16 protein-coding genes are annotated in these 14,969 nt (G+C 70.1%); 8 read left to right on the forward strand and 8 right to left on the reverse strand.

The features are described from left to right. Positions 1 to 55 precede the first annotated feature (55 nt). Positions 56 to 1,312: a hypothetical protein gene (locus tag BT341_RS06595; protein WP_072481811.1), complete on the forward strand. Its 1,257-nt coding sequence runs from the start codon at positions 56 to 58 to the stop codon at positions 1,310 to 1,312. Positions 1,313 to 1,342: 30 nt separating this feature from the next. Then, positions 1,343 to 1,924, forward strand: coding sequence for an EndoU domain-containing protein (locus BT341_RS06600; protein WP_072475425.1), 582 nt, complete (start codon positions 1,343 to 1,345; stop codon positions 1,922 to 1,924). On the opposite strand, the gene BT341_RS06605 is transcribed toward BT341_RS06600, so the two are convergent. Further along, positions 1,921 to 2,193 (reverse strand): helix-turn-helix domain-containing protein, encoded by a 273-nt coding sequence (locus BT341_RS06605; RefSeq protein WP_072475426.1) that lies wholly within the window; start codon positions 2,191 to 2,193, stop codon positions 1,921 to 1,923. The genes BT341_RS06600 and BT341_RS06605 overlap by 4 nt on opposite strands. Before the next feature lie 164 nt (positions 2,194 to 2,357). After that, positions 2,358 to 3,977, reverse strand: a complete 1,620-nt coding sequence (locus BT341_RS06610) for an alpha/beta hydrolase (protein WP_072475427.1) — start codon at positions 3,975 to 3,977, stop codon at positions 2,358 to 2,360. Between the two features lie 186 nt (positions 3,978 to 4,163). On the opposite strand from BT341_RS06610, the gene BT341_RS06615 reads away from it, so the two are divergent. Continuing rightward, entirely contained in the window at positions 4,164 to 4,442 is a 279-nt protein-coding gene (locus BT341_RS06615) for a DUF3311 domain-containing protein (protein ID WP_072475428.1), read from the forward strand. Next, on the forward strand, positions 4,439 to 6,094 hold the full coding sequence (mctP, locus tag BT341_RS06620; protein WP_072475429.1) for a monocarboxylate uptake permease MctP: 1,656 nt from the start codon (positions 4,439 to 4,441) through the stop codon (positions 6,092 to 6,094). The genes BT341_RS06615 and mctP overlap by 4 nt, the downstream gene beginning before the upstream one ends. On the opposite strand, the gene BT341_RS06625 is transcribed toward mctP, so the two are convergent. Beyond that, complete coding sequence (locus BT341_RS06625; RefSeq protein WP_072475430.1) at positions 6,091 to 6,696, reverse strand: hypothetical protein; 606 nt, start codon at positions 6,694 to 6,696, stop codon at positions 6,091 to 6,093. The two genes, mctP and BT341_RS06625, sit on opposite strands and share 4 nt — an antisense overlap. 32 nt (positions 6,697 to 6,728) lie before the next feature. On the opposite strand from BT341_RS06625, the gene BT341_RS06630 reads away from it, so the two are divergent. After that, positions 6,729 to 7,304: a peroxidase-related enzyme gene (locus BT341_RS06630; protein WP_072475431.1), complete on the forward strand. Its 576-nt coding sequence runs from the start codon at positions 6,729 to 6,731 to the stop codon at positions 7,302 to 7,304. Here BT341_RS06630 and BT341_RS06635 read toward each other — a convergent pair. The 3 genes from BT341_RS06635 to BT341_RS06640 all read right to left on the reverse strand — a co-directional run bounded on the left by BT341_RS06635 (position 7,301) and on the right by BT341_RS06640 (position 10,063). After that, positions 7,301 to 8,230, reverse strand: a complete 930-nt coding sequence (locus BT341_RS06635) for a bifunctional helix-turn-helix transcriptional regulator/GNAT family N-acetyltransferase (protein WP_072475432.1) — start codon at positions 8,228 to 8,230, stop codon at positions 7,301 to 7,303. The two genes, BT341_RS06630 and BT341_RS06635, sit on opposite strands and share 4 nt — an antisense overlap. 231 nt (positions 8,231 to 8,461) lie before the next feature. Next, positions 8,462 to 8,611: a hypothetical protein gene (locus BT341_RS45190; protein ID WP_167344411.1), complete on the reverse strand. Its 150-nt coding sequence runs from the start codon at positions 8,609 to 8,611 to the stop codon at positions 8,462 to 8,464. Positions 8,612 to 8,872: 261 nt separating this feature from the next. Continuing rightward, a complete protein-coding gene (locus BT341_RS06640) occupies positions 8,873 to 10,063 on the reverse strand; it encodes an ATP-binding protein (protein WP_072475433.1) in 1,191 nt (396 codons plus the stop codon). A 108-nt stretch (positions 10,064 to 10,171) separates the two neighbouring features. Between BT341_RS06640 and BT341_RS06645 the strand changes: the two genes are divergently transcribed. After that, positions 10,172 to 10,675 carry a hypothetical protein gene (locus BT341_RS06645; protein ID WP_072481812.1) on the forward strand — a complete coding sequence of 168 codons (504 nt, stop codon included), beginning with the start codon at positions 10,172 to 10,174 and terminating at the stop codon, positions 10,673 to 10,675. 59 nt (positions 10,676 to 10,734) lie between these two features. Here the strand turns inward: BT341_RS06645 and BT341_RS06650 are convergent, their stop codons facing one another. After that, a complete protein-coding gene (locus BT341_RS06650; RefSeq protein WP_072475434.1) occupies positions 10,735 to 11,469 on the reverse strand; it encodes a MerR family transcriptional regulator in 735 nt (244 codons plus the stop codon). 177 nt (positions 11,470 to 11,646) lie between these two features. On the opposite strand from BT341_RS06650, the gene BT341_RS06655 reads away from it, so the two are divergent. After that, positions 11,647 to 12,186 carry a DoxX family membrane protein gene (locus BT341_RS06655; protein WP_072475435.1) on the forward strand — a complete coding sequence of 180 codons (540 nt, stop codon included), beginning with the start codon at positions 11,647 to 11,649 and terminating at the stop codon, positions 12,184 to 12,186. A 51-nt stretch (positions 12,187 to 12,237) separates the two neighbouring features. Here the strand turns inward: BT341_RS06655 and BT341_RS06660 are convergent, their stop codons facing one another. Next, positions 12,238 to 13,542: an acetyl-CoA C-acetyltransferase gene (locus tag BT341_RS06660; protein WP_143168493.1), complete on the reverse strand. Its 1,305-nt coding sequence runs from the start codon at positions 13,540 to 13,542 to the stop codon at positions 12,238 to 12,240. A gap of 92 nt (positions 13,543 to 13,634) precedes the next feature. Between BT341_RS06660 and BT341_RS06665 the strand changes: the two genes are divergently transcribed. Next, positions 13,635 to 14,969, forward strand: coding sequence for a 3-oxoacyl-ACP reductase (locus BT341_RS06665; protein ID WP_072475436.1), 1,335 nt, complete (start codon positions 13,635 to 13,637; stop codon positions 14,967 to 14,969).

Raw genomic sequence — 14,969 nt, forward strand, 5'->3', positions numbered from 1 at the left:
GAGGGCGGCGGTGGGGGCGAGGGTGGAGGCAAGAGTGGAGGCGCTGCCGCGCCGGATGCGGATCCCGGGCCGCAAGCGGTTCGGCGGGATCTTCAGCGGCGACACGGCTTCGTTCGTCTTCCTCTTCGGCTTCGGCTTCCTGTTCACGGCGTTCTTCCACGTCGACGGGTGGCGTCAGGCGGTCTACGGCTCGGCGGACGTCGACTTCCCGGCCGTGCTCGGGCTGCTCACGCTCTGCTGCGCGGTGGGCTGGCGCGGCCTGCTGCGCCGCGGGTTCGCCTGGGTCGAGCCGGCCGAGCTGACCTGGCTGGACTTCGCCCCGGCCGACCGCGGCCGCGTCGTCACACTGCGGCTGCTCGGCGCCTGGACCGGCGTCGTGGCGGTGACCGGCTACCTGACCGCGTTGATGCTCGCCGTCGGCGGGGCCGGGCTCGACCAGTGGCGGGCGGGCATCGCCGTCGTCGCCGCTTCCGCGGTGGCGGCGTTCGCGTCGGCCAGGCGGACGGCGCTGCGGTTCGAGGCGGCCGTCCCGCTGGTGCTGGCGGGTTTCGGGCTGGTCGTCGCCGCTTTCCGGCTCGGCCCGGTGACCGTCCAGTTCGCCGCCGCGGGCGTGCTCGTGGCGGCGCTGCCGCTGGCGTTGGGCGGCGAGCCGGTCTCGCGCGCGGGCCGGTCGGTGCTGGTCGCCGGGTGGGCTGGCCGGGTGCTGCGCTCGGTGGCCGTGACGTTCCTCGACCCGATGATGCTGCTGCCGCCGTCGGCGCCGGTCGGCCGGTTCTCGCTGCGCCGCCCGACGCCGCTTCGGCTCGCCGTGGCGGGCACGCTCGGCCGGTCGCGGTACGCGGGCGCGGCCGTGCTCGTCGGCGTCGCGGTCGTCGTCGCGCACATCGCGTTGCCGACCGTGCCGGGTGCGGTGCTGGTCGGCATCGGCGCGTACGTCGCGTTGACGCCGTTCGGCGCCGGGCTCGGGGAGCTGTGGCGCAACCCGGGCCGTCGCCGGTGGCTGGGCTCGGCGAACCGCGAACTCGTGCTGACCCACGGCCTGGTGCTGGCGGCGGTGGGCTTGCTGTGGGCGGCACTGCTGGCCGTGGTCACCCTCGCGGGTGGGACGTCGTTCGGCTCGGGCGCGTGGCTCGCGGTGCCGCTGTCGGTGCTGTCGATCTTGCGCACGGTCACGCGGACCGCCGTTGACTACGCGAATCCCGGTTTCGTCGACACCCCGGTCGGGCCGATGCCCGCCAACCTCACCCGGCAGCTCTTCCGCGGGCTCGACCTCCAGGTCGTCGGCATGGTGGTGCTCTCCGCCGCCGTTTGACCTACGCTCGTTGCGACGAAGGGAGCAGTCGTGGGCGGCGGACACGCACCGGGCGTCGGGCGGAGGGCGACCAGCGAGTTCCCGCCCGGCTGGAGCAACGAGCAGATCATCTCGGTGGTCAAGGACGTCGCCAACGACCCGAGCGAGGCCCGGCGGCAGCAGAAGAACGGCCGCTGGCGGTGTGCCGGCGAGCGGTTCAACGTGCACCTGATCGTGCTGGTCGAGGAGAACGGCCACGTGCACACGGCCTACCCGGTCGCGGGCCCCGGCGTGGTCCGGAACCCGGACGCCGCGCGCGACCCGGCCAACCCGACGGTCGCCGACCTCAAGGACAACCGGATCAGCTTCTTCGCCGACAGCGTGCTCACCATGCTCGGCAACCGGCTGTCCCCGGAGGACTACACCCACTACCGCACGCTGCTGTGGTCGGGCGAGTGGGAGGAGTTGGCCGACGTCCTGGCCGCGCACGCGGTCAAGGTGAACCTGCGCTTCTCGGCCGACGAGCTGTCCGACTTCGAGAAGCTGCTCAACAGCTACGAGCTGCCGGTGCCGCGCTGCGCGTTCCTCAACGACCGCGAGCACATCCTCAAGCAGCTGCGCAGCGCCGGCTAGCTCGCCGCGGGAAGCGGTGGTGACGCGGCGGGGGCGACGGCCGCGCGCAGCTCGTCGAGCGGCAGCCCGACGGCGTCCGCGATGGCCGTGACCGTGAAGAACGCCGGTGTCGGGATGCGGCCGGTCTCGATCTTCCGGAGTGTCTCCACGGAAATCCCGGCCTCGGCGGCGACGTCGGCCATGCTCCGGCCGGCCCGCGCCGCCCGCAGCGCCTGGCCGAGGCGTTCGCCCCGTTCGCGCTCTTCTTCCGTCAGCGGCACCCGCACCATGGTGCCAATAATAATACCGCGAAGCGAAGCGGCACCGTTGAGGGTGACAGTGGGCATCGGAGGAACACCAGAGTTGTCCACTGCCTGTGGACAACTCTGTGCACAGGTGTGGAAAAGCCCCGCCGAACGCCCGTTCGGCGGGGCCTCCACTACACCTTGTGGTGTCAGGCGCCCGGCGGCACCGGAAGTGGCATGCCGGGCAGGGTCTGGTCGTTCGGCACGACGCCGTCGACCAGGTAGGCCTCCACGACCTTGTCCACACCCGGATTGCCGTAGGCGTAGATGCCGTGGTCACCCTCGCCGGTGATCGTCAGCATCCGCGAGCCCTCGAACGCCTTGTGCGCGCGGCGCGCGCCCTCGATCGGCGTCGCCGGGTCGTGCTCCGACTCGACGATGAGCACCGGCGGGACCCCCTTGCCGTCGAGCACGGGCAGCGGGACCGGCGGGTGCTGCCAGAACAGGCACGGCTGGATGAACCAGCCCGCGCCGAGCAGGGGCAGCTGCTGGTCGATCAGCTTCTGCGACTGCCGGATGGCGCTGGCGGTGGAGCCGGTCCACGGACCCTCGTTGCAGGGGATCGTCCAGAACGACGCGTCGTAGGCGTCACCGTCGGCCGGGACCATCAGCGGCTGGGCGCCGGAGGTCTCGGTGCTCTTGTCGGCGGCCTTGACCTTCTGCGCGGCCGACGACTTGGCCTGCGCCGACGCGGTGCCCTGGGTCAGCGTCCGGACGCTGACCAGGTAGTCGGCCAGACCCGGGAACGAGCGCTTCGAGTAGATGTTCGACGCGATGAACGAGTCCAGGCCGTTGGCCGACACGGTCGAGCCGTCGGGCAGGGTGACCGCGCCCTGGGTCAGCGCGTACCGGACCTGCTCGTAGGTCTGGCGGGCCGCCTCGCCGGTGGTGCCGAAGTGGTAGAGCTTGTCGTACTTCGCCATCCACGGGAGGAAGTCCTGGCGCCAGCGGCGCTCGAAGCCGAGCGGCTGCCAGTCGAACGACTTCTGCCAGGTGGTGGTGAACTCCGTCGAGGAGTCGAGGACGAACCGGCCGGTCCGCGTGGGATAAGCCTGCGCGTAGTGCGCGCCCATCCAGGTGCCCGCGGAGTAGCCGACCCAGTTGATCTTGTCGCGGCCCAGCAGCACGCGCAGCAGGTCGATGTCCTTGACCGTCTGGTCGGTGTTGATCAGCGGGCCCAGCTCGCCGGACTTCTGCTGGCAGGACAGCGCCGCGTACTTCGTGGCCTGCAGGATCAGGTTCAGGTTCTGCTTGCTGCGGTCGCGCGGGTCGAGGTCGGAGCCGGTGCCGATGGCGCCGCCGCAGGTGATGTTCGTGCTCTTGCCGGTGCCGCGCGGGTCGAAGCCGATGACCTCCTGGTGCTCGCGCAGCTTCGGCTGGTTGCGCAGGCGGGCCGGGAAGTTGCGGCCGGGCGCGCCGGGGCCGCCGGGGTTGACGACGACGCTGGCGGTCGCGTCCTTGGTGGCCTTCAGCCTGCTGACCGCGATGGTCAGGTCGATCTGCGCGTTCGCCTGGTACCAGTTGCGCGGCGTCTTGAACGTCGCGCACTCCATGTCCTCGGCGCCCGCGGGCGGGGCGGTCGGCAGCTCGGCCGGGACGGCGCACTTGTGCCAGTCCAGCTTCTGGTTCGCGTACTGCGGCGGGATGTTCGTGGAGTTCAGCGGCTGCTTGCCGGCAGCCGCCTCCTGGCCTGCGAAGGCAGGCGTGAACCCGGCCAGCAGGGTGCCGGCGATGGCCGGGATCACCACCGCGTAGCGGAGTCGTGTCATACGGTTGCCCCTTGTCGGGTTTCGCGTGCGGAGTCCGGCTATTGATATCGGCCGGGTAGGGGCGGGACAACCGACCTTGGTCGGCATCGCGGACCGTGGCGATCAAATCGATATCGGACAGACGTGACGCGCCGTCACCGAGGTCTTAAGGTCAGGCGGTCGGTTACGGGAGTTAGGTGAGGTCCGATGTCGACTGTGAAGCACGACGGGAAGGTGCGCGGGTTGCGGTTCAGCCCGTGGAACCTGCTCCTGATCGTTCCGCTGCTGGTCCTGGTCACGCCACTGTTCAACGTGGACGGTCCGCGGCTGTTCGGGATGCCGTTCTTCTACTGGTTCCAGTTCCTCATGGTCGCGGTGGGCGTCCTCTCCACCTGGATCGTCTACGTCATGACCAGGGACAAGCCGACCGCTGACGCGCCGGACCGGCTGAGCGTCGACGAACTGGACGAGGGGGACGCTCGATGAGCAACCTGCAGTGGCCCGAGCTGATCATCTTCACCGTGCTGTTCGCGCTGGTGACGGTGCTCGGCTTCATGGCGTCGCGCTGGCAGCGCGGCAGCACGCTGGACCACCTCGACGAGTGGGGCCTCGGCGGGCGCAAGTTCGGCTCGTGGATCACGTGGTTCCTGCTCGGCGGTGACCTCTACACGGCGTACACGTTCGTCGCGGTGCCCGCGCTGGTGTTCAGCGCCGGCGCGCTGGGCCTCTACGCCCTCCCGTACACGATCGTCGTCTACCCGATCGTCCTCCTGCCGGCGCTGCGGATGTGGTCGGTTTCGCGGGTGCGCGGTTACGTCACGCCGGCCGACTTCGTGCGCGGCCGCTTCGGCTCGCCGACGCTGGCGCTGCTCGTCGCGATCACCGGCATCGTCGCGACCATGCCGTACATCGCGCTGCAGCTGGTCGGGCTCGAAGCCGTGCTGCGGACGATGGGCATCAACGGCGGTGGCATCGTCGGGCACCTGCCGCTGCTGGTGGCCTTCGTCATCCTGGCCTTCTACACCTACCAGTCCGGCCTGCGGGCGCCCGCGCTGATCGCGTTCGTCAAGGACATCCTGATCTACATCGTGATCCTGGTGGCGATCATCTACCTGCCCTCGAAGCTCGGCGGCTGGTCGCACATCTTCGACTCGGCCGCGCAGACGCTGGCCAAGCCGAACCCGAAGACCGGGAAGCCGTCCGGGTCGATCCTGCTCACCGCCAACAACCAGCTGCAGTACGCGACGCTGGCGCTGGGTTCGGCGCTCGCGCTGTTCCTCTACCCGCACTCGCTGACCAGCGTGCTGGCCTCGCGCGGGCGCAACGTGATCAAGCGGAACATGGTCGCGCTGCCGGCGTACTCGCTGGTGCTGGGCCTGCTGGCGCTGCTGGGCTACGTGGCGATCACCGCGGGCGTCAAGCCGCTGACCAACGCCGCGACCGGCAAGGCCGACGGCAACACGATCGTCCCGGTGCTGTTCAACAACCAGTTCTCGTCGTGGTTCGCGGGCATCGCGTTCGCCGCGATCGGCATCGGCGCCCTGGTGCCCGCCGCGATCATGTCGATCGCCGCGGCCAACCTGTGGACGCGCAACATCTACAAGGAGTACATCCGCAAGAACGCGACACCGCAGGAAGAAGCGAAGCAGGCGAAGCTGGCTTCGCTGGTCGTGAAGCTCGGCGCGGTGGCCGTGATCATCCTGATCGACCCGCAGTTCTCGATCGACCTGCAGCTCATCGGCGGCGTGCTGATCCTGCAGACGCTGCCGGCGGTGGCGCTCGCGCTGTACACGCGCTGGTTCCACCGGTGGGGCCTGATCGCCGGCTGGGTCGTCGGCATCGGCTGGGGCCTGATCATGCTGTACGGCATCCCGAACCCGGCCAACGGCAAGCAGCACTTCGGCGGTTCGGCGCTCGCGCTGGGCAACATGTCGATCTTCGGCTGGCACCCGTTCGCGGGCTCGCAGGTCCAGATCTACGTCGGGTTCGTCGCGCTGATCGCCAACCTGGTGGTCGCGGCGATCTTCACGGTGATCGCCCGGCAGCTGAAGGTGTTCAACGGCACCGACGACACGAACCCCGAGGACTACCACGTCGACGAGCACGACAAGGACCTGCGTCCCATCGGCGTCCACTAAGGACGGTCGAGGCGGGCGACCAGCGTCCGTGAGACGAGGTAGAGCACCAGGCCGTTGAGCAGGTGCCAGAGGAAGTGCGTGCCGGCCGGGACGTAGTCGCAGACGTCCCGGTCGAGCGCGCGGAGGCTCAGTGAGAGCGCGAAGACCGCCCCGGCCACGGCGAAGTGCGTCCAGTACTCGTCACGGCGGAAGGCCAAGAGCGCGGCGAACGCGAACAGCCCGAACAGCGCGGAGAGGTAGAGGCCGCCGCCCAGCACCGCCGTGACCACGGTGAGCGCGAGAAACGCGGGCGGGGCGAACCACCACCGGCGCCAGCCGAAGAACACGCGTGGGAACAACGCGGCGTACACCAGGACGAAGCCGAGGACGGCGGCCGAGTCCCCGACGGCGGCCCACCGCCTCGCGACCAGGTGGAAGACGCTGCTGGCCACGAAGACCAACCCGATGAGGACGGCGAGCAGCCGCCCGGCGCGGTTGCCCGCGGCCAGCCGCCAGACGAGCACGGCGGCCACGAGGAAGGCGAGGTTGCTGAGACTGTTGAGCGGCTCACCCCAGAGCCCGGGCGCGACGCGTTCGCAGTACCCGTCGACGTAGTCCGTCACGGGAACAGCCAACCACGGCTAGCGTGAGGGGCATGAGCGACGCGGTGAGCCGGTTCCCGATCACGGAACTCGAAGACCTGCCCGACGACCTTCGCGAGCGCGTGGGCGTGATCGCGGAGAAGTCGGGGTTCGTCCCGAACATCTTCCGCGCGCTCGGCCACCGCCCGGCCGAGCTGCGCGCGTTCCTCGACTACCACGACGCGTTGATGGAGCGGACCGAAGGCCTGAGCAAGGCCGAGCGCGAGCTGGTGGTCGTCGCGACGTCCGGCGCGAACCACTGCACGTACTGCGTGGTCGCGCACGGGGCCATCCTGCGCATCCGCGCGAAGGACCCGGAGCTGGCCGACCGCGTGTCCAGCAACCCGTGGCAGGTGGAGCTGGACGAGCGCGGTCGCGCGATCGTCGACCTCGCGCTGGCGCTCGCCCAGGACTCCGCGCTGTTCGGCGAGGGTGACCTGGAGGCCGCGCGCAACGCCGGCCTCACCGACGACGAGATCTGGGACGTCGGCGCGATCACGGCGTTGTTCGCGATGTCGAACCGGCTCGCCCACCTGACCGCGCTGCGCCCGAACCCGGAATTCTTCCTCCTCGGCCGCGTGCCGCGTTAGAACTCCTGGCGCCAGGTTTCGTCGGTCAGCTTCGGCCCCCAGGTGTCGAAGTCGTGCTCGGCGACGGGCTCGAACCCGGCCGCGCGGTAGATCTTCCGCGCCGCGGTGAGGATCGAGACCGTCGACAGCTCCATCCCGCGGTAGCCGTGCGAGCGGGCGAACTCGACGCACTCGGTGACCAGCCGCTTGCCGAGGCCGTGTCCGCGGGCCGACGGTTCGAGCAGCAGGAGCCGCAGCTTCGCGATCTCCGGGTCCTCGCTGCGGGCGCACGCGATGCTGCCGACGCGCTCACCGTCGAGTTCGGCGATCCAGAACGCCTGGCCCGGATCGTCGCGGGTCTCGACGAAGTCCGCGACGATCCGGGCGACGAGCCCTTCGAACCGGTCGTCGAAGCCGTACTCGCGGCCGTACAACGCGCCGTGTCGTTCCACCACCCAGCCGAGGTCACCCGGTCGTGGCGGCCGGAGGACGACGACCGGGTCGCGGTGGCGGCCGCCGACGACGTCGCCGATCGTGCGCATCGCGGTCAGCAGCCGCTGCTGGTCTTCGTCGGCGAAGCGGCGCAGCAGGCCGGCGATCTGCTCGGTGGACCGGCGGTTGAGCACGTCGAACGCTTCGCGGCCCGCCGCGGTCGGGCGCACGAGCTGGCGGCGGGCGTCCTCGCCGGACCGTTCGCGCGCGATCAGCCCGCGAGCCTCGAGGCGGGCGAGCAGCCTGCTGGCGTAGCCGGCGTCGAGGTCGAGGCGCTTGCGCAGGTCGGTGACTGGCAGTGGGTCCTGGTGGGCGAGCTCGAAGAGCACCCGCGCTTCCGGCAGCGAGTACTCGGCGTCCGCCGGTCCTTCGTCCAGTACGCCGATGACTCCGGTGTAGAGCCGGTTGAAGGCGCGGACCGCGGCCACGCGGTCGGCCAGCTGTGCGTCGTTCATTGACCACCTCAACAAACTCGTTGACGAAGTCAAAGAATACTGCGGACGCCGGCCGAGGCAAGGGACATCTCGGTGGGTGGACATGGGAAACCCCGTGCTGCTGCCAGGTCGGGGGTCCGCCAGCATCACGGGGTCGTAGGGGGTATCGACGCCACTTTCAGTGGCGTTACAGCCTCGGCACTTTGTGGCATAGGTCACTCGAATGGGCGACCACCACGGGGTGAAGAGGGATCAGCGCATGTAGCCCGAGCGCGCCTGCGCGATCGCGATGAGTTCCTGACGGACCGTCGCGGTCGCGGCGGTGTCGATCGCCCGGTTCAGCGCCCGGCGAGTGCGAGCCTCGGCGCGACGGGCACGGAGCTTGGCGGCGATGTTGTTCATCGGTTTCTGCATCCCCTTCGGAGGGTCTCGGTGGCTTGTGCCTCTAGTATGCACCTTTTTTCACAAGTATTCCAATGAATGTCCGGTGATGTGGCGCACTCGCCGATGAATCATCGGCTAAGTTGGGTATAGACCGGAGAGATTGAGGGTGGCGGCGGTCACGGCGAGGCAACCCGCTACGGCTCTATAGGTATATCTAGCGCCACAGCTATAAATGCTTAGCGATGCTCATAGGCCGCGAGACGACGGCAAAAGCGCAGGTCAGTCGCGTCCGAGCAGGTAGTGGCCGAAGTGCGGCACGGTGAAGGCGATCTGGCCGCGTTCGGCGGAGTAGACGAGGCCCTTCTTCATGAGGCTGTCGCGAGCCGGCGACAGCGACGACGGCTTGCGCCCGAGGAAGACGGCGACGTCGGCGGTGCCGGCGGGCTCGTCGCGGCCCTGGGTCAGCTCGGCCATCGCGAGCAGGTACTCGCGCTCGGCGGGCGTCGCGCGGTCGTAGCGGGAACCGAAGAAGCCCACGGCTAGTTCTGCCTCCGCCTCGGGGGCCGCGACCTGGACATCCTTGACGGTGATCGGGTCGGACGGCGCCGCGTCCCAGGCCGCCTTGCCGTAGGCCTGGATGAAGTACGGGTAGCCGCCGGACGCGTCGAAGAGCGCGTCGAGGGCTTCCGGCTCGATGCCGGCGTCCTCCCGCTCGATCGGCGCCAGCACGGCGTAGTCGGCGTCCTCGCGGTCGAGGCGGTCGATCCGCGCGTACCGGAACAGCCGCTCGGAGTAGGACTTGGACGCCGAGAGCACGGCGGGCACGTGCGGCAGCCCGGCCCCGACGACGACCAGCGGCGCCCCGGACTGGGACAGCTCGTGGCAGGCGGCGCACAACGCCGAGACGTCGTCGGGCTGCAAGTCCTGGATCTCGTCGATGAGCAGCGCGACCCCGGTCCCGACGTCCGCGGCCAGCTCGGCGACGTCGGTGAACAGCTCGACGAGGTCGATCTCGATGTCCCCGGAGTCGGCCCGTCCTTGCGCGGCGGGCACGTCGATGCCGGGCTGCCACCGGTCGCGGAGCTTGGCGTCGGGCTTGTTGGCCCGCAGCGCGAAGGCCTTGAGCACGCCGAGGACCTCTTCGACCCGGTCGGGCGCGCGATGCCGCACGGCGAGATCCCGGATGGCCCGGTGCAGCGCGGCGGACAGCGGCCGCCGCAGCTCGGCGTCCGGCCGCGCCTCGATCTTCCCGGCACCCCACTTGTGCCGGACGGCCATCGCGCGCAGCTCCCCGAGGAGCACGGTCTTCCCGACCCCGCGCAGCCCGGTGAGCACGAGACTGCGTTCGGGTCTCCCCCGCGCGACCCGTTCGAGGACGACCTCGAAAGCCTTGAGCTCACGTTCACGCCCGGCCAGCTCAGGCGGCCGCTGCCCGGCGCCGGGCGCGAAGGGGTTGCGGATGGGGTCCACTCTGCCAAGCTATCGACGTGTCTAGCGCGAGCCCGATATTCGGCCATAGTCGGCTAGCGCGTGTCGCCGATGTTCGACCGGATGGCCGAGCCCTGGCACAGTGACGCGATGACCGAGCGGGATTGGCGGCGCTTCGCGGTCGGCGCCGAGGTGACCGGCACGGTTTCCGCGATCCCGCGGCCGGGAGCCATCGGAATCTTCGTCGACCTGGACGGCGCGCCGGGTTTCGTCGATGTCCTGAGCCTGCCGCGGCAGGTCGGGGCGTGGCCATCGGTCGGCGTGACGACGACCTTCGAGGTGCTCACCCGCGGTCCGCGGCAAATCCGGCTGTGGCCGCTGGACCCGCGGTTCCGCTCGGGACCGTTCGGCAACGGTGTGCCGGAGCACGAGTGGCTGGCGCGCAAGGCGCGTTACCCGGAAGGCGCGGTCCTCACCGCGGAGGTGAGCGATGCCTATGTATCGGACGGCTCGTACGTCGTCCGGTACGAGGGCGGCTGGTCGTTCCTCGAAGGGGACGGCGAGCCACCGGAGGTGGGCGCCCGCGCCGACTACGAGGTGGTCCGCCACCTCGACAGAACCCGGCGCACGCTGCTCCGGCCGGCGGGTACATAGAGACGAACAGGTCTGCAGCCCTGCTCGTCCCTACCCCCAGCGCGCACTACGACGTGGCACTAGTCGCTCAGGTTCCGTTCCGCGTAGATCTTCATCGCGTCCCGGGCGAATTCCGCCGTCCGGCCTTCGAACCCGTACCGCGGCTCGTCGACATACAGCTGCCCGAGACCCGCGAAGTAGCCACGGGACACCGACGCCACCGCGGGCCGCAGCCACTCGTGCAGCCGCCGTGCGATCGCCTGGACCTCGGCGTCGTCCGGCGCCTGGCCGGCTTCCCGGGCCGCGCCGAACGCCGCCGCGATGTCCCGCTGCTCCTGCTGGTGGGCCTGCTTCTGCTCCGCCGACATCGAGTTCCACCACTCGTTGCCGCGCCGGTAGGCGTCGGCGCCCCAGCGCCGGGTGACCTCTTCCTCGTACTGCGTGTGGTCGAAGCCGTCGAAGACTTCCTCTGCCATCAGTTGTTCACCTCCCTTCAGTTTTCGGAGGGTCGTGCGGACCGCGTCGATCTGCCGTCCGATCCGCCGCCGCTCCTGTTCGAGCAGCTCCAGGTGGGTTTCGAGCGCGGCGGCGCTGTCGCGCTGCCCGTCGAGCACTTCCGCGATGGCCGGCAGTCCGAGGCCGAGCTCGCGCAGCAAGAGGATCCGCTGCAGCCGGACGAGCGCCTGCTCGTCGTAGTAGCGGTAGCCGTTGCTGCCGATCCGGCTGGGCTCCAGCAGGCCGACCGCGCCGTAGTGGCGCAGCGTCCGGCTCGTCGTCCCGGCCGAGCGGGCGATGTCCTGGATCGACCACTCCATGGCTTCGACCCTAGAAGTTGACGCCACGTCAAGGTCAAGCGCTAACTCTTTATAGTGCTTTCTAGTACTAGCTCGATATTCACCCAGAAACGCCGATGAGGATTCGAGTCCGGGCACAGCGGGCACCCAGGCGATAAGTTCGACCAGGCAGCGGCCCGTACGAGGAAGGCAACGACCGTGATACTCCGTCGAGTGGCACGTCCCCTGCTCGCCACGATCTTCGTGACCGGCGGGATCAATGCGCTGAGGCAGGCCGAGGGGCACGCGAAGGCCGCCGAGCCGTTCCTGAACGCCGCGTTCGACAAGGTCGGCGACGTGGTCCCGGAGCAGATACCCCGCGATCCGGTGACCCTCGTCCGGGTCGACGCCGCGGTCAAGATCGGCGCCGGCCTCGCCCTGGCCGCCGGCAAGGCGCCGCGGCTGGCGGCCGGGCTGCTGCTCGGCAGCCTCGTGCCGACGACCCTGGCGACGCACAGCTTCTGGACCATGAAGGACCCGGGTGAGCGCGCCCAGCAGCAGATCCAGTTCTTCAAGAACGCCGGCCTGGCCGGTGGCCTGCTGCTCGCCGTCGCGGACACGGCCGGGAAGCCGTCGGTCGGCTGGCGGGCGCGGCACGCCGCGAAGGACGTCAGCGCGAGCGCCGGGAAGCTGAGCCGCAAGGCCGAGAAGCGCGCGAACAAGCTCGCGAAGCGCGCTCAGAAGGCGCTCCCCCACTGACTGACACCAAAGGGCCGCCCCTGACCGAGGGGCGGCCCTTTCGCGTGAAAACTACTTCTCCAGGATCGCGGTGACGCCCTGGCCGCCGGCCGCGCAGATGGAGATCAGGCCGCGGCCGGACCCCTTCTCGTGCAGCAGCTTCGCCAGCGTCGCGACGATCCGGCCGCCGGTCGCGGCGAACGGGTGCCCGGCCGCCAGCGACGAGCCGTTGACGTTCAGCTTCGCCCGGTCGATCGCGCCGAGCGGCTCGTCCAGCTCCAGCTTCTCCTTCGCGAACGCCGGGTCCTCCCACGCCTTGAGCGTGGCCAGCACCTGCGACGCGAACGCCTCGTGGATCTCGTAGAAGTCGAAGTCCTGCAGCGAAAGCCCGGCCCGCGCGAGCATCCGCGGCACGGCGTAGGCGGGCGCCATGAGCAGGCCCTCGTCGCCGTGGACGTAGTCGACGGCCGCGGTCTGCGAGAACGTCAGGTACGCCTGCACCGGCAGGTTGTGCGCCTTCGCCCACTCCTCGGTGGCGAGCAGGACCGTCGACGCGCCGTCGGTCAGCGGCGTCGAGTTGCCCGCCGTCATCGTGCCGTCGGGGCCGCCGAAGGCCGGCTTGAGCTTGGCGAGCTTCTCCGCGGTCGAGTCCGGCCGCAGGTTCTGGTCGCGCGTGAGCTTGAGGAACGGCGTCACGAGGTCGTCGAAGAACCCGCGCTCGTAGGCGGCGGCGAGCTTCTGGTGGCTGCTCGCGGCCAGCTCGTCCTGCGCCTCGCGGGTGATCTCCCACGCCTTCGCGGTCAGCGCCGCGTGCTCGCCCATCGAGAGCCCGGTGCGCGGTTCCTCGTTGCGCGGGATCGCCGGGACGATGTGCCCGGGCCGGATCTTCGCGACGAGCCGGAGCCGCTCGCCCAGCGTCTTGGCCGCGTTGAGTTGGATGAGGATCTGCCGGAGGTCCTCGTTGACGGCCAGCGGCGCGTCGCTCGTCGTGTCGACGCCGCCCGCGATGGCCGAGTCGATCTGGCCGAGCGCGATCTTGTTCGCGACGTTGACGATGGCCTGCAGGCCGGTGCCGCACGCCATCTGGACGTCGGACGCGGGCGTCGCGGGCGAGAGCTTGCTGCCCAGCACGCTCTCGCGGGCCAGGTTGAAGTCCTTCGAGTGCTTGAGCACCGCGCCGGCGGCGACCTCGCCGATCACCTCGCCCTGCAGCGAGAAGCGGCTGACCAGCCCGTCGATGGCGGCGGTGAGCATGTCCTGGTTCGACGCCTTCGCGTACGGGCCGTTGGACCTCGCGAAGGGGATCCGGTTGCCCCCGATGATCGCGACCTTGCGCACGGCAGGCGCCTGCTTGGGTTGCTTCGGCTTCGGCGGCATGACTTCACCTCTCTGGTCGTGTCTCTCACACTGTAACCTACTAGCGAGTAGGTTAGACTGCGACGTGACGCAGACTGCACGGGAGGCAACCGATGGCGGACAGGTACCAGCAGTTCACGAAAACCCCGGTGGGGAAGTTCGTGGTGCCGAAGCTCGGCTTGCCCAACCCCGCCACGCTGCGCCGGTACAAGCCCGGGCAACCCGCCCTCGAGGGTCCCGCACTTCTCGGCGCCGCGCCCGGTGGCCGGCTCGAGAAGACCCTGAAGGACCAGCTGGCCGACGCGGGCATCGACGTCGTCACGACGGCCGCCGATCGGCACGCGGCCCTGGTGTTCGACGCGACGGGCATCACCGACCCGGCGCGGCTGCGGGAGGTCTACGACTTCTTCCACCCGGTGATCCGCAGCGTCGGGCCGTCCGGCCGCGTCGTCGTGTTCGGCACGCCGCCGGAGCAGCTCGAGGGCCGCGAGCGGATCGCCCAGCGTGCCCTCGAAGGATTCACTCGATCGGTCGGTAAGGAGCTGAAGCGCGGCGCGACCGCCCAGCTCGTGTACGTCGCGGACGGCGCCGAAGAGGCGACGGAGTCGACGGTGCGCTTCCTGCTCTCGGCGAAGTCGGCGTTCGTCGACGCGCAGGTCATCCGGATCGGCACCGAGGGCAAGACGGCTGTTGCCCCCGCCGACTGGGAGAAGCCCCTCGAGGGCAAGGTCGCGCTGGTCACCGGCGCGTCGCGCGGCATCGGCGCGGCGATCGCCGAGGTGCTGGCCCGCGACGGCGCCCACGTCGTCGCGCTGGACATCCCCGCGCAGGGCGGTGACCTGTCGAAGGTGGCCAACAAGATCGGCGGGTCGGCGTTGCAGCTCGACATCACCTCGCCGAGCGCTCCCGCGAAGCTCGCGGAGCACCTGAAGGAGCGTCACGGCGGCGTGGACGTCGTTGTGCACAACGCAGGCATTACCCGCGACAAGACGCTGGGGAACATGAGCGAGAGCGCGTGGGACTCGGTGATCGCGGTGAACCTGGCGTCGCAGCTGGCGGTGAACGACAAGCTCCTCGCCGACAAGGTGCTCAACGACAACGGCCGGATCATCGGCGTCTCGTCGATCGCGGGCATCGCCGGCAACGTCGGCCAGACGAACTACGCGACGTCGAAGGCCGGCGTGATCGGCATGGTGAACGACGGCGCCCCGAAGCTGGCCGCGTACGGCGGCACGATCAACGCCGTGGCGCCCGGGTTCATCGAGACGAAGATGACCGCGGCGGTCCCGCTGTTCATCCGGGAGGCCGGACGGCGGCTGTCCAGCCTCGGCCAGGGCGGCCTGCCGGTCGACGTCGCGGAGACCATCGCCTGGTACGCGAACCCGGCGTCGGCCGCGGTGAACGGCAACGTCGTCCGCGTCTGCGGCCAGGCCCTGCTGGGGGCGTGA

It is taken from the genome of Amycolatopsis australiensis, from assembly GCF_900119165.1.
GTDB classification, from domain to species: domain Bacteria; phylum Actinomycetota; class Actinomycetes; order Mycobacteriales; family Pseudonocardiaceae; genus Amycolatopsis; species Amycolatopsis australiensis.

Coding starts and splice junctions, on each gene's coding strand:
- BT341_RS06595 (WP_072481811.1), top strand. CDS start 56: ATGCGGATCCCGGGCCGCAAGCGGTTCGGCGGGATCTTCAGCGGCGAC.
- BT341_RS06605 (WP_072475426.1), bottom strand. CDS start 2,193: ATGGTGCGGGTGCCGCTGACGGAAGAAGAGCGCGAACGGGGCGAACGC.
- BT341_RS06610 (WP_072475427.1), bottom strand. CDS start 3,977: ATGACACGACTCCGCTACGCGGTGGTGATCCCGGCCATCGCCGGCACC.
- BT341_RS06615 (WP_072475428.1), top strand. CDS start 4,164: ATGTCGACTGTGAAGCACGACGGGAAGGTGCGCGGGTTGCGGTTCAGC.
- mctP (WP_072475429.1), top strand. CDS start 4,439: ATGAGCAACCTGCAGTGGCCCGAGCTGATCATCTTCACCGTGCTGTTC.
- BT341_RS06630 (WP_072475431.1), top strand. CDS start 6,729: ATGAGCGACGCGGTGAGCCGGTTCCCGATCACGGAACTCGAAGACCTG.
- BT341_RS06635 (WP_072475432.1), bottom strand. CDS start 8,230: ATGAACGACGCACAGCTGGCCGACCGCGTGGCCGCGGTCCGCGCCTTC.
- BT341_RS45190 (WP_167344411.1), bottom strand. CDS start 8,611: ATGAACAACATCGCCGCCAAGCTCCGTGCCCGTCGCGCCGAGGCTCGC.
- BT341_RS06645 (WP_072481812.1), top strand. CDS start 10,172: ATGACCGAGCGGGATTGGCGGCGCTTCGCGGTCGGCGCCGAGGTGACC.
- BT341_RS06650 (WP_072475434.1), bottom strand. CDS start 11,469: ATGGAGTGGTCGATCCAGGACATCGCCCGCTCGGCCGGGACGACGAGC.
- BT341_RS06660 (WP_143168493.1), bottom strand. CDS start 13,542: ATGCCGCCGAAGCCGAAGCAACCCAAGCAGGCGCCTGCCGTGCGCAAG.
- BT341_RS06665 (WP_072475436.1), top strand. CDS start 13,635: ATGGCGGACAGGTACCAGCAGTTCACGAAAACCCCGGTGGGGAAGTTC.